Source organism: Pedobacter agri, assembly GCF_032678665.1.
In the GTDB taxonomy this organism is placed as follows: Bacteria; Bacteroidota; Bacteroidia; order Sphingobacteriales; family Sphingobacteriaceae; genus Pedobacter; species Pedobacter agri_A.
Genome location: NZ_JAVTSH010000007.1, coordinates 47,846 through 71,707, shown reverse-complemented (window position 1 = coordinate 71,707; position 23,862 = coordinate 47,846). Strand labels below are relative to the sequence as shown.

General features: G+C 37.6%; 24 protein-coding genes. 12 read left to right on the top strand and 12 right to left on the bottom strand.

The window, feature by feature from the left end:
- Positions 1–78 precede the first annotated feature (78 nt).
- Positions 79–780, top strand: a complete 702-nt coding sequence (locus R2Q70_RS15155; protein WP_316808405.1) for an AIM24 family protein — start codon at positions 79–81, stop codon at positions 778–780.
- A gap of 63 nt (positions 781–843) precedes the next feature.
- Here the strand turns inward: R2Q70_RS15155 and R2Q70_RS15150 are convergent, their stop codons facing one another.
- The 4 genes from R2Q70_RS15150 to R2Q70_RS15135 form a co-directional block, all read right to left on the bottom strand.
- Entirely contained in the window at positions 844–1,701 is an 858-nt protein-coding gene (locus tag R2Q70_RS15150) for an anti-sigma factor (protein WP_316808404.1), read from the bottom strand.
- Positions 1,702–1,703: 2 nt separating this feature from the next.
- Complete coding sequence (locus R2Q70_RS15145; protein WP_316808403.1) at positions 1,704–2,255, bottom strand: RNA polymerase sigma factor; 552 nt, start codon at positions 2,253–2,255, stop codon at positions 1,704–1,706.
- 117 nt (positions 2,256–2,372) lie between these two features.
- Complete coding sequence (gene lipA / locus R2Q70_RS15140) at positions 2,373–3,266, bottom strand: lipoyl synthase (protein WP_316808402.1); 894 nt, start codon at positions 3,264–3,266, stop codon at positions 2,373–2,375.
- A 265-nt stretch (positions 3,267–3,531) separates the two neighbouring features.
- Positions 3,532–4,827: a hypothetical protein gene (locus R2Q70_RS15135; RefSeq protein WP_316808401.1), complete on the bottom strand. Its 1,296-nt coding sequence runs from the start codon at positions 4,825–4,827 to the stop codon at positions 3,532–3,534.
- A gap of 383 nt (positions 4,828–5,210) precedes the next feature.
- Between R2Q70_RS15135 and R2Q70_RS15130 the strand changes: the two genes are divergently transcribed.
- Positions 5,211–6,719 carry a malate:quinone oxidoreductase gene (locus R2Q70_RS15130; RefSeq protein ID WP_316808400.1) on the top strand — a complete coding sequence of 503 codons (1,509 nt, stop codon included), beginning with the start codon at positions 5,211–5,213 and terminating at the stop codon, positions 6,717–6,719.
- A gap of 66 nt (positions 6,720–6,785) precedes the next feature.
- On the opposite strand, the gene ytxJ is transcribed toward R2Q70_RS15130, so the two are convergent.
- The 5 genes from ytxJ to R2Q70_RS15105 all read right to left on the bottom strand — a co-directional run bounded on the left by ytxJ (position 6,786) and on the right by R2Q70_RS15105 (position 10,170).
- Positions 6,786–7,118, bottom strand: a complete 333-nt coding sequence (ytxJ, locus tag R2Q70_RS15125) for a bacillithiol system redox-active protein YtxJ (RefSeq protein ID WP_316808399.1) — start codon at positions 7,116–7,118, stop codon at positions 6,786–6,788.
- Positions 7,119–7,201: 83 nt separating this feature from the next.
- On the bottom strand, positions 7,202–7,324 hold the full coding sequence (locus R2Q70_RS15120; RefSeq protein WP_255352363.1) for a hypothetical protein: 123 nt from the start codon (positions 7,322–7,324) through the stop codon (positions 7,202–7,204).
- Between the two features lie 51 nt (positions 7,325–7,375).
- The gene (ribH, locus tag R2Q70_RS15115) at positions 7,376–7,867 is read right to left on the bottom strand and encodes a 6,7-dimethyl-8-ribityllumazine synthase (RefSeq protein WP_316808398.1); all 492 of its coding nucleotides are present in this window, start codon (positions 7,865–7,867) and stop codon (positions 7,376–7,378) included.
- 61 nt (positions 7,868–7,928) lie between these two features.
- Positions 7,929–8,603 (bottom strand): LytTR family DNA-binding domain-containing protein, encoded by a 675-nt coding sequence (locus tag R2Q70_RS15110; protein ID WP_316808397.1) that lies wholly within the window; start codon positions 8,601–8,603, stop codon positions 7,929–7,931.
- A 28-nt stretch (positions 8,604–8,631) separates the two neighbouring features.
- Entirely contained in the window at positions 8,632–10,170 is a 1,539-nt protein-coding gene (locus R2Q70_RS15105; RefSeq protein ID WP_316808396.1) for a sensor histidine kinase, read from the bottom strand.
- A gap of 360 nt (positions 10,171–10,530) precedes the next feature.
- Here R2Q70_RS15105 and R2Q70_RS15100 point away from each other — a divergent pair, with 360 nt between their 5' ends.
- The 6 genes from R2Q70_RS15100 (at position 10,531) to R2Q70_RS15075 (ending at position 14,901) form a co-directional block, all read left to right on the top strand.
- Positions 10,531–10,878 (top strand): Spx/MgsR family RNA polymerase-binding regulatory protein, encoded by a 348-nt coding sequence (locus R2Q70_RS15100; protein WP_316808395.1) that lies wholly within the window; start codon positions 10,531–10,533, stop codon positions 10,876–10,878.
- A 69-nt stretch (positions 10,879–10,947) separates the two neighbouring features.
- Positions 10,948–11,688 carry a hypothetical protein gene (locus R2Q70_RS15095; protein WP_010602133.1) on the top strand — a complete coding sequence of 247 codons (741 nt, stop codon included), beginning with the start codon at positions 10,948–10,950 and terminating at the stop codon, positions 11,686–11,688.
- Between the two features lie 91 nt (positions 11,689–11,779).
- Complete coding sequence (locus R2Q70_RS15090; RefSeq protein ID WP_316808394.1) at positions 11,780–13,756, top strand: M1 family metallopeptidase; 1,977 nt, start codon at positions 11,780–11,782, stop codon at positions 13,754–13,756.
- A gap of 61 nt (positions 13,757–13,817) precedes the next feature.
- The gene (locus R2Q70_RS15085; RefSeq protein ID WP_316808393.1) at positions 13,818–14,423 is read left to right on the top strand and encodes a class I SAM-dependent methyltransferase; all 606 of its coding nucleotides are present in this window, start codon (positions 13,818–13,820) and stop codon (positions 14,421–14,423) included.
- A 26-nt stretch (positions 14,424–14,449) separates the two neighbouring features.
- A complete protein-coding gene (locus R2Q70_RS15080; protein WP_316808392.1) occupies positions 14,450–14,671 on the top strand; it encodes a VF530 family protein in 222 nt (73 codons plus the stop codon).
- 107 nt (positions 14,672–14,778) lie between these two features.
- Positions 14,779–14,901 (top strand): hypothetical protein, encoded by a 123-nt coding sequence (locus R2Q70_RS15075; RefSeq protein ID WP_010602346.1) that lies wholly within the window; start codon positions 14,779–14,781, stop codon positions 14,899–14,901.
- On the opposite strand, the gene R2Q70_RS15070 is transcribed toward R2Q70_RS15075, so the two are convergent.
- Both R2Q70_RS15070 and R2Q70_RS15065 read right to left on the bottom strand, forming a co-directional pair.
- Positions 14,894–15,274 carry a GtrA family protein gene (locus R2Q70_RS15070; RefSeq protein WP_316808391.1) on the bottom strand — a complete coding sequence of 127 codons (381 nt, stop codon included), beginning with the start codon at positions 15,272–15,274 and terminating at the stop codon, positions 14,894–14,896. The genes R2Q70_RS15075 and R2Q70_RS15070 overlap by 8 nt on opposite strands.
- 1 nt (position 15,275) lies before the next feature.
- Positions 15,276–16,916, bottom strand: a complete 1,641-nt coding sequence (locus tag R2Q70_RS15065; protein ID WP_316808390.1) for an ArnT family glycosyltransferase — start codon at positions 16,914–16,916, stop codon at positions 15,276–15,278.
- Between the two features lie 84 nt (positions 16,917–17,000).
- On the opposite strand from R2Q70_RS15065, the gene R2Q70_RS15060 reads away from it, so the two are divergent.
- The 3 genes from R2Q70_RS15060 (at position 17,001) to R2Q70_RS15050 (ending at position 19,589) form a co-directional block, all read left to right on the top strand.
- A complete protein-coding gene (locus R2Q70_RS15060) occupies positions 17,001–17,717 on the top strand; it encodes a pyridoxine 5'-phosphate synthase (protein ID WP_316808389.1) in 717 nt (238 codons plus the stop codon).
- Positions 17,718–17,857: 140 nt separating this feature from the next.
- Entirely contained in the window at positions 17,858–18,751 is an 894-nt protein-coding gene (locus tag R2Q70_RS15055) for a DMT family transporter (protein WP_316808388.1), read from the top strand.
- A gap of 274 nt (positions 18,752–19,025) precedes the next feature.
- Positions 19,026–19,589: a hypothetical protein gene (locus R2Q70_RS15050; RefSeq protein WP_316808387.1), complete on the top strand. Its 564-nt coding sequence runs from the start codon at positions 19,026–19,028 to the stop codon at positions 19,587–19,589.
- Between the two features lie 3 nt (positions 19,590–19,592).
- Here the strand turns inward: R2Q70_RS15050 and R2Q70_RS15045 are convergent, their stop codons facing one another.
- Entirely contained in the window at positions 19,593–20,441 is an 849-nt protein-coding gene (locus R2Q70_RS15045) for a hypothetical protein (protein ID WP_316808386.1), read from the bottom strand.
- Between the two features lie 386 nt (positions 20,442–20,827).
- On the opposite strand from R2Q70_RS15045, the gene gcvP reads away from it, so the two are divergent.
- Positions 20,828–23,704, top strand: a complete 2,877-nt coding sequence (gene gcvP, locus R2Q70_RS15040) for an aminomethyl-transferring glycine dehydrogenase (protein ID WP_316808385.1) — start codon at positions 20,828–20,830, stop codon at positions 23,702–23,704.
- Positions 23,705–23,862 lie beyond the last annotated feature (158 nt).

The following is a 23,862-nucleotide window of genomic DNA, read 5'->3' as shown; positions in this document are numbered from 1 at the left end:
AAACCTTTAAAATAGATTTTTGGCTGGTGAATTGATTAAGATGTTTGGCTAAATTAAATTATATCAAACCAAATTTGGATGGAAAAGAAAGAATATACACTCAACGAATTGATTCGGGAATCGGCAGAAGATCCGAACGAAAATGACTTTTTTGAACTGGAAAAGCCGGCGATGCTGGAAGTAAACCTTAAAAACCAAAAGATATTAGCCAAAGCCGGATCGATGGTGGCTTATATTGGCAACGTTGATTTTAAACGCGAAGGTTTGCTGAGCAAAGGCTTGGGTGGTTTATTAAAAAAGGCAATTTCAGGAGAAGGCACATCATTGATGCATGCTGCAGGAACAGGTAAACTTTACCTGGCAGATGAGGGCAAGAAAGTAAAAATCATTAAACTGCAAAACGAATCTATTTTTGTGAATGGCAATGATGTTTTGGCACTCGAAGAAAGTATCAAAAATGAAATTAAAATGCTGAAAAGCGTTGCGGGGATGATGAGTGGAGGTTTGTTTCAGGTTAAATTATCTGGCAGTGGCTATATTGCCATCACCACACATGGCGAACCAATTTTATTAAGGGTAAGCGCAAACCAACCGGTATATACAGATCCAAATGCTACTGTTGCCTGGTCAGAAAATTTATCGCCAAATATTAAAACCAACCTCACCTTTGGCTCTTTTATTGGGAGAGGAAGTGGCGAATCCTTCCAGCTGGAATTTTTCGGCGATGGCTGGGTTTTGGTTCAGCCTTACGAGGAAGTAAAGTATGCACAGAAATCATAGCACAAAACAAATCCCGACAGTTGAACTGCCGGGATTTGTATATTTTAAGTATTTTGAAACTAACTAAACACCGCCCATCACTGAAAGCTTTTCCATTGTTGGGTTAACACTACCGCCCATCGGTTCGATGGTAACAGCAAATGCCTGTGCCTCTTGTATGGTTTGCATTTTTTGTAAAGCCTCATTAGTAGTTGAATCAGTTTTGCCGAAAACTCCTAAACTTACGGGTTTACCATTAACCATGGCCCAAAGTTGATATTCATGCTGGGCATCGGTTTTTGGTAAATCCATCGCCACATAGTTAATTAATACACTTTTATCTTTTTTATTCCAGTACACGTTCATTTTCGAATTTGGACTGAAAGGCTGCCCCGCCATACGAATGGTTGCCCATTCTTTACTATCGGCCATGGCTACCATGTTATCCAAACCCTTATTCTCAAACTCCAGCTGACTCACCACACCGGCAAATTTTTGTTTATCTAAGTTTAAGCTGGCAATTTGATCATGAGCATCATTTAGTTTGTTGTAAGTAATGAAAAGGGCAGCAGTACTAACAACCAATAAAGCTACACAAGCAACTAAAGCAAAACGTAAAGTTCTTATTTTTCCATCACTGTTGTCCAATCTAACAATGCGAGGTTCATCTGAATATTGAGGGGTGGCCGAAGTTGTTTCCAAATCATCATCTGCTCTTATTCCTAACTTCTCAAACAACTTTTTCTCCACATCTGCAGATGGCTCTACAGCATTTTGCATTGCATAGTTTTCCATAGCGAGCTCAATAGCTGCAATCTCATCTCTTACCTCAGGGTTTTGAGATGCTATTTCTTCAACCTGCAACGCTTCCTCTGGTGATAAATCACCTAAAACGTACAACTCAAGTACTCCAGATTCGATATATGCTTTTAAATTTTCCACGCTCAATTAAAACTCCTTCTCAATTCAATAATAGCCAGGCGGATTCGGGTTTTTACCGTTCCTAATGGCAGATCTAACTTTTCTGCAGCCTCCACATGGGTATAGCCTTTGTAATAAACTAAATTGAGAACTGCTTGTAAGTCTGGTTTCAGGTTCTCTACAAGTTGCTTAACCCCAAGTACATCAGGGTTAAAAGTCACCTTGTTTTGTTCATCAACGAAACTTACGTTATTTTCTATATCTTGGTTTTTGAGTGAATTCTTAAAATCTTTAGATCGCAACTTATCAATAGATAAATTCCTGGCAATATTCATCATCCAGGTAAACAAACGACCTTTGGTATTATCGTAATGACCGGCAGATTGCCAAATTTTAACGAAGGTTTCTTGTAACACATCCTCTGCAAGTTCGGTATGCGTAATAATACGTGAAATAACACCATAAAGTGCCGAGGAATACATGCTGTACAATGTTTTTAATACTGCAGGATCTTTCGATTGCAATGCAAGAACGAGTTCAGGCTCTGTTAGGGATGATTTTTTTAATGCAGTCACTATTGGTTACTAAGATACAATACACAACATTAAAACCAAAAAAATGTTTTATAAACCTATTCCTTGGTGGAATGCGATTTCTAAAACATTTTTTAGATTTAAACTATAAAATTGCGTTTATGCAATGCCCTCGATCGGGAAAAGATGTTTTTCTGCATGATAAGATGAGCGAACCAAAGGACCACTCTCAACATATTTCAGTCCTTTTGCCAATCCTGCTTCTTTGTACATGGCAAAAGTATCGGGATGAATCCAATCTACAACCGGGTGGTGGTTGCGGGTTGGTTGTAAATATTGACCTAGCGTTAAAATGTGAACACCGTTTGCAACCAAGTCATCCATGGCCTCAAAAATATCTTCTTCGGTTTCACCTAAACCAAGCATTATGCCGGTTTTAGTTCTTAAACCAAATTCGGAGATTCTTTTCAAAGCCTCTAAACTTCTATCGTATTTGGCCTGTATACGTACTTGTCTGGTCAGGCGTTTTACGGTTTCCATATTATGCGAAACCACTTCAGGGCGTTCTTCCAAAACACGGTATAAGTTATCCCACTGCCCTTTAAAGTCAGGAATTAAAGTTTCAAGCGTAGTAATCGGGCTTTCCCTGCGGATGGCCTGTAAAGTTTCGGCCCAAATAATTGAACCTCCGTCTTTCAAATCATCACGATCTACCGAGGTAATTACGCAGTGTTTTACGCCCATTAATTTTACCGAACTGGCAATGCGATTGGGTTCATCAACATCAACAGCTAAGGGGCGGCCAGTTGCTACAGCACAAAATGAGCAGCTGCGGGTGCAAATATTTCCCAAAATCATGAATGTTGCCGTACCTGCTCCCCAGCATTCGCCCATATTCGGGCAGTTGCCGCTCTCGCAAATGGTATGTAGTTTATGTGTATCAACCAAACTGCGCACTTGAGCGTATTCTTTTCCAACAGGTAATTTAACGCGTAACCAATCTGGTTTACGTTTAACTTCAGTCACAGCAGGTACTACCGGTAAATCAATCATATTGCAAAGTTAAGGATTAGGATTGAAATGTTGTAACGTTGAAATGTTTGAAGGTTGTAATAATAACAGTTGCCGACTAAAAATGATATGGAAAGATACTGAATTGCATTTGATAAAGTTTGGCCCGTCTTTCCGCTATATCCCCGATAAAACCTGTGCCGGAATATAAGCGATCCAGTAAAAACAAATGCAAAGGTTAAAAATCGGGGTATGCCGCTCCAATACGGTTTAGGTGGCTACGTCAGTTCAACTCATCACGTAAACTCTACCAAAGCGATTTTGCCTTATCTAACAGTTCACTGCCTTTTTTGGTAATTTCCTTTTTGCCATTTTCAATTGTTGAGGGTTGCGTGTACTGGCTTACAGAATTTGATAAGGCTTTGAATTTATTAATGCCAGCAAAAATCTCTTTGGTGTGCGGCACATTATTCTCCCGTAAAACTTTCTCCCAATCTATTTTTGCTAAAACCGAAATCATGTACTTCGAGGCCAGCTTTGCCATAAATGCCTTATCATAAACACCATTTAAGGCAGCATCCGATTCTCTACCTTTCACATAATCAATTGTTTTTTGGATGGCTTCGCGTTCACTATCTGAAAACAATGGGCTAGTTTTAAGCTTTTCTAAAGCAGGTACTGCTTTTTCAGGCTTCTCTCTTTTTATATTTAAATAAGCATCAACCATCCAAACCAACTCGCTTTCGAGGCCAAGTTTATTCATGTCTTTCACAAAAAAATCAAAATCTTCAAGCGATCTTTCCTCATCTATTTTTCGTTCCATCCGCATTCTGTCAAAACCCCTAAAAAGATAATTCATACCATGAAAAGCGGTGTGCGTTTGATCATCGCTCAAATTTCTCCAGCCAAAAAATGCTTTAGTGTAGGGAAGTGGAATATTCTCATTTTTATCCAGCCATTTAATATTGCGAGATAAACCATCCTCAGAAAGATAAAAAAGGTTGTTCCCGAAAAACAAAAAACCGCGGACAAACTCCAGTAAAGTTTTAATCTCTGAATCATCCAGAAGTTCTGGCTGTGTTTTAGAACATTCGTATAAGGCAAAGGGCTGACCTAAATCTCTGGTTGTTAAAACGGCCATACTTAAAATGGCATGCTCTATGTTTTGGATGCGGATTTTTTCTTTTGGATCCAGGGTGTTCAAATCCACTTTAGGAGCACCGTACAGTACATTAAAACCCTGAATTAAACCAGGAAAAATATCCTCATCAGTTTCTTTCACCAAATTTTTAACTTTCCTGTAATCGTTGTAAAGTTGTAGCGCTTCGATAACCGAAATACTTTTTTTATTTGTATCCAGCTGGTGCATGGTGTTTACAATGTTTCTGGTTTGTGATGAGAATTTTTGATAATCTACATTGTTTGTATCTAAAACTGCATTTGAGCGAATGGCAATTTTAGCAAACTTGTAAAATACAATCTTGTCATAGTTGATATTTTCTTCCAGTTTTTGTTGATCAAGTTTCAGTAAAACCTCATCAGTTTTCTCTTTTGAACAACTGGCCAGCAAAATAATACAGCTCAATAATATTATATTCTTCATTTTAAAAACATCGGTTAAATCAGCAAACCATTCAGCAATTAAAAATATAATTTTAAAGTGGCATGTTCTTTTAAGATGATTATTCGCTTGGAGTAGCAGAAGTTCTGTGTCATTTGAGCTATTATTCGATCTGAAATGACCTGCTGTAGATCGCTTTGTGTGCTCCAATTTGCAGATTGACAGATAAAGTTGAAATTTCTATTCCAATGTTAATGAAGATTTGATAATTTCACTTCAAAATTTGACGTTTTGGATTAACTTTTGCTAATTAATTCTACCCGATTTAAACAAAAACACATTTTTTAGCAATTTTACAGTTTTCATATGCGAAAATTCGTTTCATGTTTAAAATGATTCTAAATTTGTAACTCCTTTAATATAAGATGACAAAAAAGAAAAAGACAGTTGGTAAAACTGACGCAGATGTAATTCTAATTGGCGCCGGAATCATGAGCGCAACCCTTGGTGTTTTATTAAAAGAGTTAGAGCCAAACCTTAGTATCGAAATATATGAAAGGTTAGATATTGCGGCTGCAGAAAGTTCTGACGCCTGGAATAATGCAGGAACTGGTCACTCTGCGTTTTGCGAATTAAACTACACGCCTGAAAAAAAGGATGGTACTGTTGAAATTAAAAAGGCAATTCAAATTGCAGAACATTTCGAGGTATCGAAACAATTTTGGGCTTATCTTATTGAAAAAGGCTTGATCTCAAATCCTGAGAACTTCATTCGTAAAATTCCGCACATGAGTTTTGTATGGGGGAAAAAGAATGTAGACTATCTTAAAAAACGTTATGAAGCTTTGCATGAATGCAATTTGTTTGCAGATATGCAATACACGGAAGATGCTGAGCTGGTGAAGCAGTGGGCGCCATTAATTATGGATGGACGTAAAAAGAATGAACAGATTGCGGCCACTAAAATGGATTTGGGAACTGATGTTAACTTTGGTTCTTTAACCCGCGATATGTTCAATCATCTTAAAGAACACCAAAATGTTAGCCTTCACTTTAACCATGAAATCCGTGATTTAAAGAAAAATAAAGATGGAAACTGGATTATAAAAGTTAAAGATTTAGAAACTAAAGAGAAACGCAAACGGGTAGCAAAATTTGTATTTATAGGCGCTGGTGGTGGTTCACTGCCACTTTTAGAGAAATCAGATATTCCTGAAGGTAAAGGATTTGGCGGTTTCCCTGTAAGTGGGCAATGGCTAAAATGTACCAATGAAGATATTATTAAACAGCACCACGCGAAGGTTTATGGAAAAGCAGCTGTTGGTGCGCCGCCCATGTCTGTTCCACATTTAGATACCCGCATGATTAATGGTAAACAAGCATTATTGTTCGGTCCTTATGCCGGTTTCTCAACTAAATTTTTGAAGAATGGTTCGTTTTTAGATTTGCCGAAATCTATTAAATTTAACAATATCCGCCCGATGTTATCGGCCGGTTTGCAAAACCTCGATTTGACGAAATATCTAATTGAGCAAGTGAGACAATCTCCTGAAGATAGATTAGCCGCTTTGAAAGAATATTTACCTACTGCACAGTTGAAAGACTGGGAGTTGGAGTATGCTGGTCAGCGTGTGCAGGTAATTAAAAAGGACGAGAAGAAAGGCGGCATTTTAGAATTCGGAACAGAAGTAGTAAGTGCAGGCGATGGTTCTATTGCAGCGTTACTTGGAGCTTCTCCAGGTGCTTCAACTGCAGTTTCCATTATGATTGAATTATTGGGGCGCTGCTTCAAAGACGATTTGGCTACGGATGAATGGCAGGCGAAAATGAAAGAAATGATTCCTACTTTTGGTAAAGAGCTTGCTAAAGATGCCGAGCTTTGTAAGGAAACCAGGGAAAGAACCTCAAGGGTTTTAGAAATAGAAAAAGTTTAAAACTATGATATAAAAGAAAAGTCGCAAAATTTGCGACTTTTTTATTTTTGAAGGAATTAGATCAGATTAAGCTGCAATTACTTCAGCTACTTCTTCTGCAGAAATATCGCTATGCGATGCTTCTAAAACACAATCGCCATCCTTAATTAACAAAATTTGCGGCGATTGATGTGTCACTTGAAATAAATGAGCAACCTCAGTAGAAATTTCGCGGTAAGCAATTAGATCAAGGAAATATAATTTTGTATCTTCAGGAATAACATCCCAGCTAAATTCAAACTTTCTTTTCGCCATCGAACTGATGGAACAACGTGTACTGTGCTTAAAAATGAGGCTGTATCCGCTTGCAGATTTAATCTCATTAAGCTGATCTATTGAAGTTAAGTTAACCCAGGTCATAAAATATGGTTTTATAGGCTAACACTTGCAGTTAAATAAAGTTCTGCAAATGACCTAAAAATGAAAAATCTGATAATCAAAAACTAGTTTCTTCTGCGTTTGCCTTCAGGGTAAGAGCTGTAAGCCGGGCAAAGTTTAGAAGAACATGATTCTAATATGGTAATGGTGCAGAACACCGCCAATAACAAGATGGCAACTTTTTTCATTAGATTGGAGGATTAAACCGCTAAGTTACAAAATTTTATTAAAACGCAATTTTAAATATTTGCCGAAAAATCGGCCATTTTTATTGCTGTAATTGCAGCTTCATCGCCCTTGTTACCGTGTTTGCCGCCAGCACGATCTTGCGCCTGCTCCAAATTGTTAGTGGTTAATACTCCGAAAATAACTGGTTTACTATATTTAATGCCAACGTTGGTTATACCCTGAGCAACTGCATCGCAAATAAAATCGAAATGTTTGGTGTCGCCCTGAATAACACATCCTAAACAAATAACAGCATCGATATCGCTTCTTTTGCTCAACAAAATTTCTGCCCCACCGGTTAATTCAAAACTTCCAGGTACAGGTAACGACACGATATTTTCTTCTGCCACTCCATTTTCAAGCAGGGTTTTTAAGGCACCATTGTACAAAGCCCCGGTAATTTCGGCATTCCATTCCGCTACAATAATTCCAAATTTGTAATTCGCTCCGTTTGGAACAGTAGTGTGAGAAAAATCGGATAGATTTTTTAGTTGTGTTGACATGCGGCAAAGATACTGCTATGGTATTAATGTTGAAAGAGGTAAATGTTTAAATGTTGTAAGATTATGTCAACTGAATTCCGTTATAGGTAGCACCGATTGGGATGATCTTTTCACCTATCCAAATTTGGCTGCGGTCGAATTTGGATATTTTATTTTTGGGTACGATAAAAGCACGATGGCAGCGAATAAAATCAGATTTCGGTAAAAGTTCAGCAAGATCGTTTATGGTAATTCTGGAGCTCACCAGTTTATCTTTCAACTGAATTTGGGTGTAATTTCCTGATGCTTCCACATACATAATTTCGTCTAATTCAACTTTAATTTGTTCATAACCATCTTTAACAAAAATAAAATCAGTTTTAGTTTCCTGCTTTTGATTTCGAAGATTATACAATTCATGTGCCTTATTGCAGGCCTTTAAAAAGCGGGAAAGCGAAAAAGGTTTTAACAAATAATCAACGGCATCGAGTTCAAAACTTTGTACCGCATGTTCGGTGTAGGCAGTGGTAAAAACAACCATAGGCGGATTGCTTAAGCTTTTCAAAAAATCTATGCCACTAATGTCGGGCATTTTAATGTCGAGAAAGATTAAATCAGCTTTGTTGTGTTGTAAATAACCAATTGCTGCAAAGGCATCGGTGAAAGTTTCATTCAATTCTACAAACGGAACTTTTGATGCATGAGATTTAATAATCTCGAGTGCAATTGGTTCATCATCTATAGCAATGGCAATCATAGTTTTTTGTGGCAATATTACAAATTGATTATCCCAACTGCAAGGTTAAATGCACAAAGAACTCGTTTGCACTTTCGCGGATAATTAATTCATGTTTGCCAGGGTAAAGCAAAGCCAGGCGTTGTTTCACATTTTCTAAACCAATGCCACTTTTCAGTTTTTCAGGGTCATTGTCTGCTTTAATGTAAATGCTGTTGCTTACATCAAAAAATAAGGTCGCTTCTTTGGTTTGCAAAGTCATTTTAATATAGGAAGGTTGTTGCAAACTGATTCCATGTTTAAAAGCATTTTCGATAAACGGAATCAGCAACATTGGCGTAATCTGTAAGTTGTTTAATTGTTCTTCTATATGAGATTCAATTCTGATGTCAGCCGAACGTGATGTTCTGAGTTTTTGCAAATCGATATAATTATTTAGGTATTCAACCTCTCTGGTGAGTGAAATTTTATCTTGCGTATTTTCGTGAAGCATGAAACGCATCATATCGCCAAGCTTTTGAATGCCTTCGCCGGTGCGCTCCGCATTTTCTTGCAAAGCTGTACCAAATAAGGTATTTAAAGCATTGAATAAGAAATGAGGATTAATTTGCGATTTCAAAAAATTCAAACTGGCATCAGATTTCCCCAGTTCTGTTTTAAGCATCTGAATTTCGGTCTGCTTTTCAAACTTGTTTTTATAGATGTACCAGGCAAGTGGGGTAGATACACAGACCATACAAATTGATGTGAGTATTAACGCAATAGGAATTGCGGGGCCGTTTCGCATAAAGCCAACCAATAACAGCAGTAACAGCAGGCAAATCATAATTGCAAGGGCTACATTTCCCCAAAAGTATCGTCCGAAGCCCTTGTTTGATTTACGGAGATTTGGAATAACGTAATAAATAGAGAAAAAAGTAAAAATAATATTTACAGGAGGTGCAATTAACCAGATCACTACAAACTCATAGTCGCGGGTAGGTGAAAAAACAACTGCGAAAACCATTAGCGTAATGAGCCAGATTTTTATTGAAGTAAAAATTTCGTAGATAATGCTGCTGTTATATTGCTTTAAAAAAGAAACCTTTTCTAATAACGCCGTTCCCTTTTCGCTAAAATAGGCATAGACATTAAACAGCAGATAAAGTAAGAAAATATAGGTGAAAGCTTCACCAAACAAGATATCATAGCCGTGGTGGATATCATTTTCCTCTACCAGACGATCGGCTTGCGCATAAGTATTTGCCACCATCCAGGTCACAATTGAAAACCCGGTAATAAGAATGGTGAGGATAACGTTCAGCAAAACATTGTTCTTTTTAGCCAGGTGTGGCATAAAACAAAAATTAATTAGCAAGAAGCTGATATAGAGTAAGCTAACCTTGAAAGTTTCAGGCAGGAAAAAATTAATCAGCCTGCTATACTCAAGATGATTATCGATAAAACGATAAGCATTACCTGTTCCGTAACTTGTGGAAGTACAAATGCCTATGATGGCCAAGATGTAGAGCGTAGTCGAAATCCAAAATTCCAGTTGATTGATGCTTTTAATTTTCGGTGTGGTGTCTTCGCCAGAGATAATAATCATGTTGTGATTTGTTTATGCTACAATTTTACAAAGACTTACCTTTTTGATTTTTAAAATGTGACGGATGATTTAAAAAATGTGATGAACAGTTGGGTTGTAGGTTGTAAGTTATAGGTTGTAAGTTATAGGTTGTAAGTTATAGGTTATAAGTTATAAGTTGAAAGTAAAACTTACAATCCTTTTATCACCTTAAGTCGTAGACACTGAACTTATAACTTATCACGTAAAACTTACAACTCCTTTATCATTTTAAGTCGTAGACTCTGAACTTATAACTTATCACGTAAAACTTACAACTCTTTATTAACTTCGCTTCGTCAAATTGAGCTTAAAACTTATCACCTAAAACTTAAAACGTAAATGATCGTATACGGCATACCAAACTGCAATACTGTAAAAAAATCTATCGATTGGTTGAAATCACATCAAATTGATTTCGAATTTCACGATTTCAAAAAGAAAGGCATCACAGCTGAAAAAGTAGCTGAATGGTGCAATATTTTTGGTTGGGAAACAGTACTTAATAGAAAGGGACTAACCTGGAAAAAATTATCAAAAGATGAGCAATTGGCAATTGATACCCAAGATAAAGCGATAGCCTATCTGATTGAAAATACCAGTGCAATCAAGCGTCCGGTGATCGAAAAGGATGGGAAAGCAATTCTAATTTCTTTCGATGAGGAACGATATGCGCAAACACTTGCTTAATCCGTTTGTTGTAATGTTAAAGTTTGTTAAATGCAGCTTTGAAATGTTTTACTAAGTTACTTTTGATATATGTATAAGCTGATCGTTTTTCTCTTACTTGCGCTGCCTTTTGGTGCCCTGGCACAAACCGTTACCACTGGTGTGGTATTCGATTACAACAAAAAATCAGTTACCCTTCCTGGCGTTTCTGTTCGGAATTTAAATAGCAAAAAGGTAACCACTACCACCAGCACGGGTAAATATACTATCCCTGCGAGTGTAGGAGATTTAATTGAATTTTCTGCGGTAGGTTACCATACTGATACCTTATACTTAACCAGCTTACTGAACAGAAGCATTTATCTTCCTGTAAAATCAACCAGCCTTGCTGATGTTGACGTGAGGGCGGTAAGGATGAACAGTCAGGTTACCGATGCAAAAGATCCATTGGCTGAAAAATATACCCTGCTGAATACAGGTGGTAATTTGGGCCGGAAGAGAATGAAGGATAAGGTGGGTGGCCTGAATCTGAATTTGGGTTACGGAAAATATAAGAGACAGCAACGCAAAGAGGCCGATTTAGAAGAAAAGGAAATGTATCAGGAAGAAATTGATGCCAGCTTTAGTGAAAAAGCAATTACCGACTTAACTAAATTACAAGGAGAGGAATTAAAAAATTTCATGATTATTTACAGGCCATCAATTGAAGCGGTAAAAAGTGAAAGACCTTTTCGATACAATTATCATATTTCGCAGGCTTATGCAGCATGGCAAAAGCTAACCCCACAACAACGTAAACTTCAAGATTTACCCAAGTTGAAGGTGAACTAAAATATTCGGTCTTAAAAAGTAACATTATAAGCACATATGGCGTCATATGTGCTTATTTTTTATCTTTACGCCTGTATTACAACTTATTCACATGAAAATTAACAAACTAATTGCGTTGTGTTATGTAGGTTGCGCTTTTGTTTTCTCTGCAAATGCTCAACAAGCTGCACCAACTACAAACTACAGCCCGGCCGAGGCTTTCGGACCCTTATTTTATACCCAGAATGGAAATGAATTTCGTTCAGCAATGGGTATTCCCGGACCTAAATACTGGCAAAACCGTGTTGATTACAACATTACAGCCAGCTTAGACGAAACCAAAAGTTTAGTTACCGGTTCCGTTACCATCACTTATAAAAACAACAGCCCCGATAAGTTACCTTATTTATGGTTGCAGTTAGATCAAAATACGTTTAAAAACGATTCAAGAGGTAAACAGATTACCCCAGCCCGCAGCCGTTACGGTGCACAAGGTGAAACATTTGATGCAGGTTATAAAATTCAGAATGTTAGCGTATCACAAAAATCAGCAGCAGTAAAATTTAAGTCTATTGTCGAAGATACAAGAATGCAAATTCGCCTTGATCAACCAATGGCTGCAAATGGTGATGTAGTAACCATTAAAATTGATTATTCTTACATTGTACCAAAAGAAGGATCAGACCGAACAGGCCACTTGACTACTAAAAATGGCGAAATTTATGCCATTGCACAGTGGTTTCCACGCATGTGCGTTTATGATGATGTAATTGGCTGGAATACTTTGCCGTATTGGGGTGGTGGTGAATTTTATTGTGAATATGGTGATATCACTATGGCTTTAACTGCTCCTGCAAGCCACATCTTAATGGCATCGGGAGAATTGTTAAATCCTCAGGAGGTATTTACGGCCGAACAGCTGAAAAGATGGAACGCGGCAAAAAGCAGCGACGCTACAGTACACATTCGTACAGAAGCCGAAGTTACCGATCCAAAATCTCGCCCTGCGAAAGATAAATTAACCTGGAAATACAAAATTGTGAATGCCCGCGATGCTGCCTGGGCTTCTTCAAAAGCTTTCGTTTTAGATGCTGCCCGTTACAATTTGCCAAGTGGTAAGAAAGGTTTAGCGGTTTCTGCACAGCCTGTAGAAAGTAATGGCGTTGATGCCTACGGCCGTGGAGTAGAATATGTTAAATCAACCATCGAACATTATTCAAAACAGTGGTTCGAATATCCATATCCAATGGCGGTGAATATTGCTACAAATATTGGTGGTATGGAATATCCTGGTATTGTTTTTTGTGGATGGAAGGCGAAAAAGGGTAGCGCATGGGGTGTTATCGATCATGAATTCGGCCATACCTGGTTCCCAATGATTGTAGGTTCAAATGAGCGTAAATACGGATGGATGGATGAAGGTTTCAATACTTTTATCAACGGAATTTCATCTAAAAACTTCAATAACGGTGAATATGCAGAGCGCCCGGCTAATTTAAATGCTATCGGCAAACAAGTAATTGGTAACCCTAAATTCGAAAACATCATGCAAATGCCTGATGGAATGATTGAAGGTAATATCGGTATTAATTTATATGCTAAACCAGGATGGGGTTTAAACCTTTTAAGAAATCAAATTTTAGGTGAGGATCGTTTTGATTACGCTTTCCGTGAGTACATCAAAAACTGGGCATATAAACACCCAACACCTTTCGATTTTTTCCGTTCAATGGAAAATGCCGCAGGTGAGGATTTAGCCTGGTTCTGGAGAAGCTGGTTCCTAAACAATTGGAAAATGGATCAGGGAATAGGCAGCGTTGATGCGGTAAAGCAAGATAATAAACTAGTGGGTTATACCATTCGTGTAAACAATCTCGAAAAAATGCCGATGCCAATTATTCTTCAGGTAGAAACTGCAAGCGGTAAAAAAGAGATCGTTAAAGTACCAGTTGATGTATGGATGAAAAATACTTCATGGGTAGTTCGCTTCCCAACAACTGAAGATGTAGTTTCCGTTACATTGGATCCAAATAAAGTGTTACCAGATTCTAATCCTGATAACAATACCTGGACAGCGCCAGGAAAATAATTGAATATATTTCTGAAGCCCTTGGATGAAAATCTAAGGGCTTTTTTTTTTAAAAAATGTAATGAGCGAAAAGGAAAATGTATATAAAAGTTATAATAAAATTGCAGGGTGGTTTGCTGAGAACAGACCTGTTCAGCTGATTGAAAAACCTTACCTGGATCGGCTTCAATCACTCATCCCAAAGCCATCAACCATTCTTGATCTGGGTTGCGGAAATGGAAAGCCAATCATGGAATATTTACTACAATCAGGATTTAAAGTAGTAGGGGTGGATGCAAGCGAAAAAATGCTTCATTTGGCTAAACAAAACTTTCCGGCAGAAACGTTTTTACTGCAGGATATGCGTGATCTGGAACTGGATAATAAATTTAATGCCATTATAGCCTGGCATAGCTTTTTCCATTTACCCGCTATCGATCAACCCAAAATGTTTGAAATATTCGCCAATTATCTGGTTCCTGGCGGCATGCTCTTATTCACATCCGGCAGCGAAAGGGGAGAGGTCTGGGGTTTAAATGGAGGTGAAAATCTCTTTCATGCTTCACTCGATTCAGATGACTATCGACTACTCTTGCAGAAGCATCAATTTGAAATTATAAATCATACTGTGAATGATCCGGCATGTGGATACGCTACGGTTTGGCTGGCCCAATTTAATCCTCAATAGTTTTATAATTTCTTTAACTTTGCGCCATGGCCGATCAGCAAAAAAACAATCCGCTTCACGGAATTACGCTTGAGAAAATTGTGACCGATTTGCAGGTGCATTATGGCTGGGAAAAACTTGGTACCTTAATTCGTATCGATTGCTTTAATAATAATCAAAGCATCAAATCAAGTTTGAATTTTCTGAGAAGAATGCCCTGGGCCCGAAAAAAAGTAGAAGATTTATTTTTGGATACCTTCCATAAATAAAATTTACAGCTTGCCATGCCAGATTACGCTTCGGATAAGATAAGTTAAAAAGCTTATTTAAAATCTTTCTAATTTAGCTCAAAAGATCTATCTTTACGAGCAACACCATGAATAAAGAAAAAGTAAAATTATGGTTTAAGCGAGTGGGCTTAATCGGTTTTTTATTCTTCCTGATTAAAGGATTAATCTGGTTGGTGGTATTCTACTTTATTGGCAAAAATGTTACTTAAAAGTAAACAGCATATTAGCCAGGAAATTCCAAACAAATACAATTACAATCGCAAAAAATTTAGCAATGTAAAAGTTGGTCCCGTTTTTTCTCTGATGAAACAGATAAATGATGAAGGTATTTAAGCCAAGCCCAATTAAACTAACTACTAAAAATTTGCTAAATTCTGTTCCCCAATGGGCATTGGTACTTTGAAAAGTCCAGATTCTGTTGATTAAATAATTGTTGGTTACGGCCAATGTAAATCCAATGGCGTTGGCGAGATATTTATTTACTTTTATCTTTTCCTTAAAAAGCCAGGTAGCACCGAAATCTATCGCCATGCCCAGCAAACCGGTTAATCCAAATTTTATAATGCGGAAGAATAAATCCATGCTATTCTACTTTAACCAAATAAAAATGCTCTAATACCTGGTTCCTTGTGTTTTTATTTAAAAATTTAGGCGTCAATTTAGAAATATGAAAGTATTTAAAAGAATTTAATACTTTAACGTTATACGACGTTTTTAATCTTGGTAATTCAGCTTCTGATACATAAATAACTAAATCTTTTGTGCCTTTGTATTTATTTAAATCATCGTAATTCCATAAATATTTAACTTCTCCAGGAGCGTAAAAATCGAAAGAAAAAGCATCAATATAATTTAAAACCGCTGGTTTCGCAGTTGGGTAGTTTTGCTTTAGCCATGCTCCGGCTTCGCTGCCCGACTGATATTTTAAAGCTGCAGGATAGAAAAATACAAAAAGAAATATCATTAAACCAACAGATAGGAATACACTGCGGCCAATAATCGTTTCAGTTCTAATTCCTTTGAAAATCCAAAATGCTAAAATGAAAAGAGTCGCTAAAATGATTATTGCCAATACATAATTGTTAAAGCCAAAGAAATAGGCTAAGGCAGAGAGTATAAGCACAACTAAAGCGTAAACCATATTCTGTACAACCAGGAATGCTTTTAAGCCTTTTATTTCGAGTTTTTGCAAATACAGCGCTGTAATAATCGAAAACTGCGGGAAAATTATTAAAATGTAATGTGGCAGCTGAAATTTAGATAAGGAGAAAATTAAAAACGTAACTGTAGCACTCGCCCAAATGATAATGCTTTCTGGAGCTAAATTAATCCGGTTTTTCTTTTTGAAAAGATTTACTACTGCTGCATAAAGCAATACCGACCAGGGCAAAAAGGCCCAAAGCGTGGTATGTAAAAAGAAAGAGATATCACCCTTGCCTTTTATTGGGCCATTGTTAAAAAAGCGCCCGAATTGGCTATCCCAGAAGAAAAACTTTAATCCAGATACACCGGTTCGGTTAAAAACAACCTTTTCAGGATGCAAATCAAATTGTGTATAAAGTGAATAAAGCTCTGGAGTGATGAAAACAAAAATTAGAATAATTGCTATCCACCATTTTGGTTGCCACAGCTGTTTGTATTGCTTGGTAAATAACCAATAGATGATGAAACCTGCAAAAACAGGGATGAGTACAAAAATTCCTTTTACTAAAATTGCGCAAGCCGCAAAAAATGAACCTGCAACAATATGCCAGAATGAATAATTTTGCGCCTTGTAATAATGATAAATTGATGCCAGCGTGAAGGTTGTGATGTAAATTTCTGCTCGTACATCGAAAGTAGAAGTGCCAATATGTAATGCGCTAAGAAAAATTACGGCACCAATTAATCCGGTTTTTTCATTGTAAATATCTTTTGCCAGTTTATAAAGATACCATGCGCCCAAAAGGCCAAAAAGGAAATTTGGTAATTTATAAGCAAAGGAAGATATGCCAAAAAGTTTAAAAAACGCTGCGGCAATCCAAAAGGTTAAATGTGGCTTATCAAGCCAATCTGCTCCGCGGCCATAAAGGTTAAACCAGTCTTCAAAAATGATGATGTTTTTTGCCATCGAAGCGTAAAGTGCGCCATCTGGCTCCATAACACCACTGAAAAGGGCGAGGCTGCTTACAATTGCGAGTACCGCAATTAAAATTTTATATAATGTTGTATCCTTTAAATTCATGACGATTTGGACAAATATGAGCAAAAAAAAGTCAAATTTATTTAGAGCTTAAGATAAACAAAGGCAAAGCATTATCTTTGCTGCATGACAAAGTTATCGGTTAACATCAATAAAATTGCAACACTTCGCAACAGCCGCGGCGGTAATAATCCTGATTTAGTTAAAGTTGCGTTAGATTGTGAACGTTTCGGAGCGCAGGGAATTACAGTCCATCCCCGACCAGATGAACGCCATATTCGTTATCAGGATGTTTACGATTTAAAAGCCGTTATTGCTACGGAGTTTAATATTGAAGGTAACTGTCGTGAAGATAAATTTGTGGATTTGGTATTGGCCAATAAACCTGCTCAGGTAACACTGGTTCCTGATGCTGAAGGTCAAATCACTTCTAATCATGGTTGGGACACGGTTAAACATAAAGATTACCTCAAAGAAATGGTTGCTGTTTTCCAAAAAGAAGGTATTCGCGTTTCTATTTTTGTTGACCCTATTGTAGAAATGGTAGAAGGTGCTGTAGAAACTGGAACAGATCGGGTAGAATTATACACAGAGGCCTATGCACACAACTACTTCGCCGATCGTGAAAAGGCGATCGTAAATTATATCGCTGCGGCACATCATGCCAATAAATTAGGTTTAGGTATTAATGCTGGTCATGATTTGGATTTACATAACCTGCGTTACTTCGCTCAAAGTATTCCAGGTTTGCTGGAAGTTTCCATTGGTCATGCTTTAATCAGCGATGCACTTTATTTAGGTTTAGAAACCACTGTTCAGAAATATCTACAACAGTTAGGTTAGTTACAAGTTGTGTGTGTCGAGTTGCTTGGCTCGGCGTAAAATAATATGCTGATCAATTAAACCATCTCCGAAAATAATTTCTAAACCCGTAACCCGTAACCCGTAACCCGTAACCCGTAACCCGTAACCCGTAACCCGTAATGTTAAAAGGAATTCTCCTTGTATTTTTTGGTGCCTGTAGTTTTGGCATCCTTTCTACTTTTGTAAAATTAGATTATCATGATGGCTACACATTAGGTGATGTTACGGGTGCGCAAGCGTTTTTCGGTGCTGTAATTCTTTGGGTTTTATTTTTCTTTCAAAGCCGTACTTCCAGTTACAAAGCCAAAGAAATTAAGTTAATTACACCCTGGTGGAAAATGGTGTTGGCTGGTACCTGTACGGGTTTAGTCTCGATATTTTACTATCAATGCGTAAAACTTGTTCCTAATTCGGTGGCGATTATTTTACTGATGCAGTTTATCTGGATGAGTATTTTGTTGGAATTTTTCATCTACAAAAAGAAACCAACAGGGTTGCAATTTTTGGCTATTCTTTTGGTTTTGGGTGGAACAGTTTTGGCCAGCGGAATGGTTGAAACCTCCATCTCGAGCCTGAGTTTAAAAGGTATTGGCTTTGGTTTATTAGCGGCTATTTCTTATGCCGGCTTTTTAATGTTGAGTGGAAAAATCGGGAATGAATATCCAGCAATTCAAAAAAGCGCATTGATGATCACCGGAGCTTGTATTTTAATTTTCATCCTTTTTCCGCCTGTATTTTTATATAACGGTGCCTTAAGCGGTAGCCTGTTGAAATGGGGATTGATTATTGCTGTATTTGGCACCGTAATTCCTCCGTTATTTTATGCCGAAGGTGTGCCCAAAATTGGCACCGCCCTAAGCTCGATTTTAAGTGCTGCTGAATTGCCTGTTGCAGTGATGATGGCGGGCTTTGTTCTCCAGGAGCAGGTTTCGTTTTTGCGTTGGCTGGGTGTATGCGTCATTCTATCAGCAATGGTGCTGCCAAATTTGAAGTATTTAAAGCGTTCTACCTAGTTTAATAATTAACCGCAAAGTTCGCAGAGATAAGTGTGCAAAGAACACAAAGCTGGTTGTTGAATTTTTAACCACAAAGCACACTAAGAAAAGCACAGAGGACACTGAGTTAAGTGTTTAAGCTTTGTGAACTCGGTGAAACCTCTGTTCACTCTGTGGTAAAATATATGTTGTAAGTTAAATGCTTTAAAATCTTCTTTTTCTTTGCGAAAAACTTAGCGCTCTTTGCGGTTAACCCAAAAATAAATACCTTTAAAAAGCAAATATCATAAACATGAAAAAACATATCCTTTATATTTTATCTTTCCTAATTATCGGCTTCGCCGGATGTAAAACCAAAACCACCATTAACCAGGATGAAGCTGGAGAAGTAATTACAGATTATTTAAAAGCCAACCCTGAGTATAAAACCACTCGTTTTAACTTTGGTGAAATAAAATTTAACAGCACAAACGATATGTTTGAGCTAGGGAAGTACAAGTCATTAGCGAGCAAAGGGTTGGTTACTTTGAGTTTAAAAGAGGCTAAAAAGAAATTCCTATCAAAGGATAGCAGTTTCGTTTATCAAATTACCTTAACGGATAAAGCAAGTCCGCTGGTGTTGAAACAAGATAATGATAGAGCAACTGTAAAAACAGTAACTTATGTGCTCTCTGATGAAAAGCCTGTCGATTTTGAGCAAGTAAACTCGAGTACAGCCAAGGTTACGGTGTCATTAAAAATGGTTACCACCGATTTTGAGCCTTTCGATAAGGATGCCAGTAAAAATAGCAACTTCATTACCAAAACTTATAAATTGAAGTTGAATAAGGATGAAGGTTGGAAAGTGCAGAAGTAGTTTCTATTTCTTCTTATTTAAAAACCAGGTTTTAAATTTTTTGAACAAATCTACTTTCTTGGGTTTAGGTTTCCCGTCGTGTGTTAAATCATTGTCGAAATGATTTTGTAGTTCCTCCGCATATTTTCTTTCCTGCGCATTGCCTGATTTTAGTTCATCTATAAAACGGGCTGCATTGGAATTAAGCGTGCTGTTAAATGAAACCGCATAATATTCACTCCTTTTTATCGGGTTCTGATTTGAGTTGATCTCGGCTGCCCCGTTCTCTGCGAAATAATCTATATGATGAATGAGCGGGTTTAGTTTTTTTAATCGTTTGGTGCCTTTTCGCTCATTGCGCCACGGGTGTTCTTTTTTATAAAGTTGAGCCAGTAAAAAATCTTTTCTCCAAAGGGTAATTTGGTGCGACATTAAAAAATGAGAAACCTTATTGTCTACTTCCGAAACATTAAAACCCTCTATAAAATTATCGGTTTGTTTGGTTGTATAAACTTCAGAACTGTGGAGTTTAATTTGTTGAGCATTATTTTCATCAGCAAAATGAAATAATCCTTTAAAAAAAGCAGAATTTACAGGCTTACTGAGCCACATATCTTCCTGAAAATAGAGCACATAGTCTTCCTCTATATTTCTAAGTAAAGTTGCAAGTCTATCTGCCCATTCGCCTTTACCTGATTTAATGTTTGCAAAGCCTTTAATGTTTGTATCCTTTACTTCTGTTGCAAAATAGTAATTGCAGGGAATGTCAAAATCCCAGTTTTTGGAAAATGCATAATCAAAACCTTTGTAAAGAAATTCGTAACGGTCGCAGGCATGAACTAAAAGCGCAACTTTATTATTTGATATTGGCATGTAAGCGTTAAAGATTGATGTGTCAAAGATATAAAACTTTGGAAGGGTTTAACCTGACATTTGAATACAGAATTACTTTTATAAACCCGACAGTAGCGAAAATACTTTTTGTTTGCAGCAACCCTGAATAAACTTACGATAACAGAAGTTTACAAAAAGATTGAAGCGTATGGCGGGAGCAAACTTTAATTTTAGCACAGGCATTGCTTTCCAAATAATCAGTAATTTCATTAAAATTGAACAAACGTTTGCCTGAATTTTCATCCGCAAAATCTACTATTTTAGTAGCTTTTAAGCTTAAATAAGACACCTTTTTTACACTGGCACATAGCAAAATAGAGCAGTGTTTTTTATACCTTTGCAGCAAATTTATTATTCATACCCGCATGAGCTTAAATATCCATTACAAGGAAGATTTTCAAAATCGTCATATTGCACCAAATGAGGCAGATACCGCTGAAATGTTGCAAGCTGTTGGCGTAAATTCTATTGATGAGCTGATTGAACAAACTGTTCCAACGGCAATTAGGTTAAAACAACCTTTAAATTTGCCTGCAGCGAAATCAGAAACGGAATATCTTGGTGCTTTAAAACAAACTTCGTTGTTAAATAAAGTTTTCAAAAGCTTTATCGGTCAGGGTTATTATGATACGATTACGCCAGGTGTAATTTTGCGTAACGTTTTCGAAAATCCGGGATGGTATACACAATATACGCCATACCAGGCAGAAATTGCTCAAGGTAGGTTGCAGGCTTTGTTAAATTTCCAAACAATGGTTATCGATTTAACCGGGATGGAAATTGCCAATGCATCACTTTTAGATGAAGGTACTGCTGCGGCCGAGGCAATGTTTATGCAATACAGTACGCGTAAAAACCAGGCAGCGAAGAAATATTTCGTATCGGAATTGGTTTTCCCTCAAACAATAGATATTTTAAAAACCCGTGCTAATCCATACGGCATTGAATTGGTTATTGGAAGTCACTTAGACTTCGTTGCTACTGAAGATTTTTTCGGTGCAATTGTTCAATATCCTGCAGGTAACGGAGAGGTTTTTGACTACAAAAACTTTGCTTCTGAATTACACAATCAAAATATTAAATTAACAGTTGCTGCTGATATTTTAAGCTTAACCTTATTAACGCCTCCAGGCGAGTGGGGTGCTGATATTGTAGTGGGTACAACACAACGTTTCGGTATTCCGATGGGTTTTGGTGGACCTCACGCTGCATTTTTCGCCACTAAAGAAGAATATAAACGTTCAATCCCAGGTCGTATTATTGGTGTAACCATCGATAGCCATGGCGATTACGCTTTACGTATGGCTTTGCAAACCCGCGAGCAACACATCCGTAGAGATAAAGCAACTTCAAACATTTGTACAGCGCAAGCTTTACTGGCTATTATGGCTGGTTTCTATGCGGCTTATCACGGTCCGAAAGGTTTGAAAGCCATTGCAGAGCGCACACATGGTTTGGCAGTAAGTTTATCCTCAACTTTAAAAAGTTTAGGTTACGAGCAATTAAACTCCGCTTATTTTGATACGATTCGTTTCGATTTAGGCGATTTAAAAGGTGGCATTCACTCAGGTTGTTTAGATAACGAAATCAATTTAAATTATGTTGGTAACGTGGCTACCATTTCAATTGATGAAACAACCACTTTTGAAGACATTGCTTTAATTGCAAAAATCTTCGCGAAAGTTAAAGCAGTTGCGGCAGACCAGGTTGAAGTGGTAGAAAATGTTGAAACGGTTATTCCATCAGCTTTACAACGTACTTCGGCATATTTAACACACCCAATTTTTAACTCGCACCATTCAGAACATGAAATGTTGCGTTACATTAAATCGTTAGAGGCAAAAGATTTATCGCTTTGCCATTCGATGATTGCTTTGGGTAGCTGCACCATGAAACTAAACGCTACGGCAGAAATGATTCCGGTTACCTGGTCTCACTTTGGTCGCATACATCCGTTTGCACCTGCCGACCAGGTTTTAGGTTATTACTCAGTTTTTAACGAACTGGATAAATGGTTAAGCGAAATTACGGGTTTTGCTGCGATGAGTTTGCAGCCAAACGCTGGTGCACAAGGCGAGTATGCTGGTTTAATGGTTATTCGTGCTTATCATCATGATAGAGGAGATTTCCACCGTAATGTTGCGTTAATTCCGGCTTCTGCTCACGGTACAAACCCTGCTTCTGCGGCAATGGCCGATATGAAAATCGTTGTGGTAAAATCGTTGGAAAACGGTAACATCGATGTTGAAGATTTAAAAGCTAAAGCAGAATTACATAAAGATAATCTTTCTTGTTTGATGGTAACTTATCCATCTACTCACGGTGTATTCGAAGAAAGCATTATTGAAATCTGTGAAACGATTCACGCTAACGGCGGACAAGTTTACATGGATGGTGCGAACATGAATGCACAGGTTGGTTTAACAAGCCCGGCTAATATTGGTGCTGATGTTTGCCACTTAAACTTACACAAAACGTTCTGTATTCCTCACGGTGGTGGTGGTCCGGGTATGGGCCCAATTGGTGTGGCAAAACACCTGGTTCCTTATCTTCCTGGTCACGCTGTGGTTGATATTGATAAGGGAAAATCAATTTCTGCAGTTTCTTCTGCACCTTGGGGTTCAGCGTCAATTTTAATTATTTCTCATGCTTACATCGCCATGATGGGTGCTGAAGGATTAACCAATGCTACAAAATACGCGATTTTAAACGCAAACTATATGAAAGCTCGTTTAGAGCAACACTATCCGGTGCTTTATTCTGGCGCTCAAGGGCGTTGTGCACACGAGATGATTTTAGATTGTCGTTCATTTAAAGCATTTGGAATTGAAGTGACTGACATTGCAAAACGTTTAATGGATTACGGTTTCCACGCACCAACGGTTTCATTCCCGGTTGCGGGTACTTTAATGGTTGAGCCAACAGAGTCTGAGCCTAAACATGAATTAGACCGCTTCTGTGATGCCTTAATCGCGATTAAAAAAGAAATAGATCAGGTAGAAAATTTAACTTTTGATAAAGTTGATAATCCACTAAAAAATGCACCTCATACGGTTGCGGTAATTACAGCGAACGATTGGGAGCATGCTTACAGCCGTCAAACTGCTGCATTCCCACTTCCTTACGTGCTAGAGCGTAAGTTCTGGCCATCAGTTGGTCGTGTAAATGATAGCCATGGAGATAGATCATTAATTTGTGCTTGCCCACCAGTAGAGAGTTATTTGGAAGAAATAGTGCCTTAAGGTTTAGGGTAAAGGGTTTAGGGTTTAAGGATTTCCTTTCCAAAGCCAAGTCCGGCATTGCGAGGAGGCTTTTTCAGCCGACGTGGCAATCTGTTTAGATAAATCATCTGCAAGTTTTATAAATTCATTTTATAAAACTTGCAGATTTTTTTTGCATT

Bases quoted from the DNA above. Each gene is read 5' to 3' on its own strand.
- R2Q70_RS15155 (WP_316808405.1), top strand. From the start codon at position 79: ATGGAAAAGAAAGAATATACACTCAACGAATTGATTCGGGAATCGGCA.
- lipA (WP_316808402.1), bottom strand. From the start codon at position 3,266: ATGATTGATTTACCGGTAGTACCTGCTGTGACTGAAGTTAAACGTAAA.
- R2Q70_RS15135 (WP_316808401.1), bottom strand. From the start codon at position 4,827: ATGAAGAATATAATATTATTGAGCTGTATTATTTTGCTGGCCAGTTGT.
- R2Q70_RS15130 (WP_316808400.1), top strand. From the start codon at position 5,211: ATGACAAAAAAGAAAAAGACAGTTGGTAAAACTGACGCAGATGTAATT.
- ytxJ (WP_316808399.1), bottom strand. From the start codon at position 7,118: ATGACCTGGGTTAACTTAACTTCAATAGATCAGCTTAATGAGATTAAA.
- R2Q70_RS15120 (WP_255352363.1), bottom strand. From the start codon at position 7,324: ATGAAAAAAGTTGCCATCTTGTTATTGGCGGTGTTCTGCACCATTACC.
- ribH (WP_316808398.1), bottom strand. From the start codon at position 7,867: ATGTCAACACAACTAAAAAATCTATCCGATTTTTCTCACACTACTGTT.
- R2Q70_RS15110 (WP_316808397.1), bottom strand. From the start codon at position 8,603: ATGATTGCCATTGCTATAGATGATGAACCAATTGCACTCGAGATTATT.
- R2Q70_RS15105 (WP_316808396.1), bottom strand. From the start codon at position 10,170: ATGATTATTATCTCTGGCGAAGACACCACACCGAAAATTAAAAGCATC.
- R2Q70_RS15100 (WP_316808395.1), top strand. From the start codon at position 10,531: ATGATCGTATACGGCATACCAAACTGCAATACTGTAAAAAAATCTATC.
- R2Q70_RS15095 (WP_010602133.1), top strand. From the start codon at position 10,948: ATGTATAAGCTGATCGTTTTTCTCTTACTTGCGCTGCCTTTTGGTGCC.
- R2Q70_RS15090 (WP_316808394.1), top strand. From the start codon at position 11,780: ATGAAAATTAACAAACTAATTGCGTTGTGTTATGTAGGTTGCGCTTTT.
- R2Q70_RS15085 (WP_316808393.1), top strand. From the start codon at position 13,818: ATGAGCGAAAAGGAAAATGTATATAAAAGTTATAATAAAATTGCAGGG.
- R2Q70_RS15080 (WP_316808392.1), top strand. From the start codon at position 14,450: ATGGCCGATCAGCAAAAAAACAATCCGCTTCACGGAATTACGCTTGAG.
- R2Q70_RS15075 (WP_010602346.1), top strand. From the start codon at position 14,779: ATGAATAAAGAAAAAGTAAAATTATGGTTTAAGCGAGTGGGCTTAATC.
- R2Q70_RS15070 (WP_316808391.1), bottom strand. From the start codon at position 15,274: ATGGATTTATTCTTCCGCATTATAAAATTTGGATTAACCGGTTTGCTG.
- R2Q70_RS15065 (WP_316808390.1), bottom strand. From the start codon at position 16,916: ATGAATTTAAAGGATACAACATTATATAAAATTTTAATTGCGGTACTC.
- R2Q70_RS15060 (WP_316808389.1), top strand. From the start codon at position 17,001: ATGACAAAGTTATCGGTTAACATCAATAAAATTGCAACACTTCGCAAC.
- R2Q70_RS15055 (WP_316808388.1), top strand. From the start codon at position 17,858: ATGTTAAAAGGAATTCTCCTTGTATTTTTTGGTGCCTGTAGTTTTGGC.
- R2Q70_RS15050 (WP_316808387.1), top strand. From the start codon at position 19,026: ATGAAAAAACATATCCTTTATATTTTATCTTTCCTAATTATCGGCTTC.
- R2Q70_RS15045 (WP_316808386.1), bottom strand. From the start codon at position 20,441: ATGCCAATATCAAATAATAAAGTTGCGCTTTTAGTTCATGCCTGCGAC.
- gcvP (WP_316808385.1), top strand. From the start codon at position 20,828: ATGAGCTTAAATATCCATTACAAGGAAGATTTTCAAAATCGTCATATT.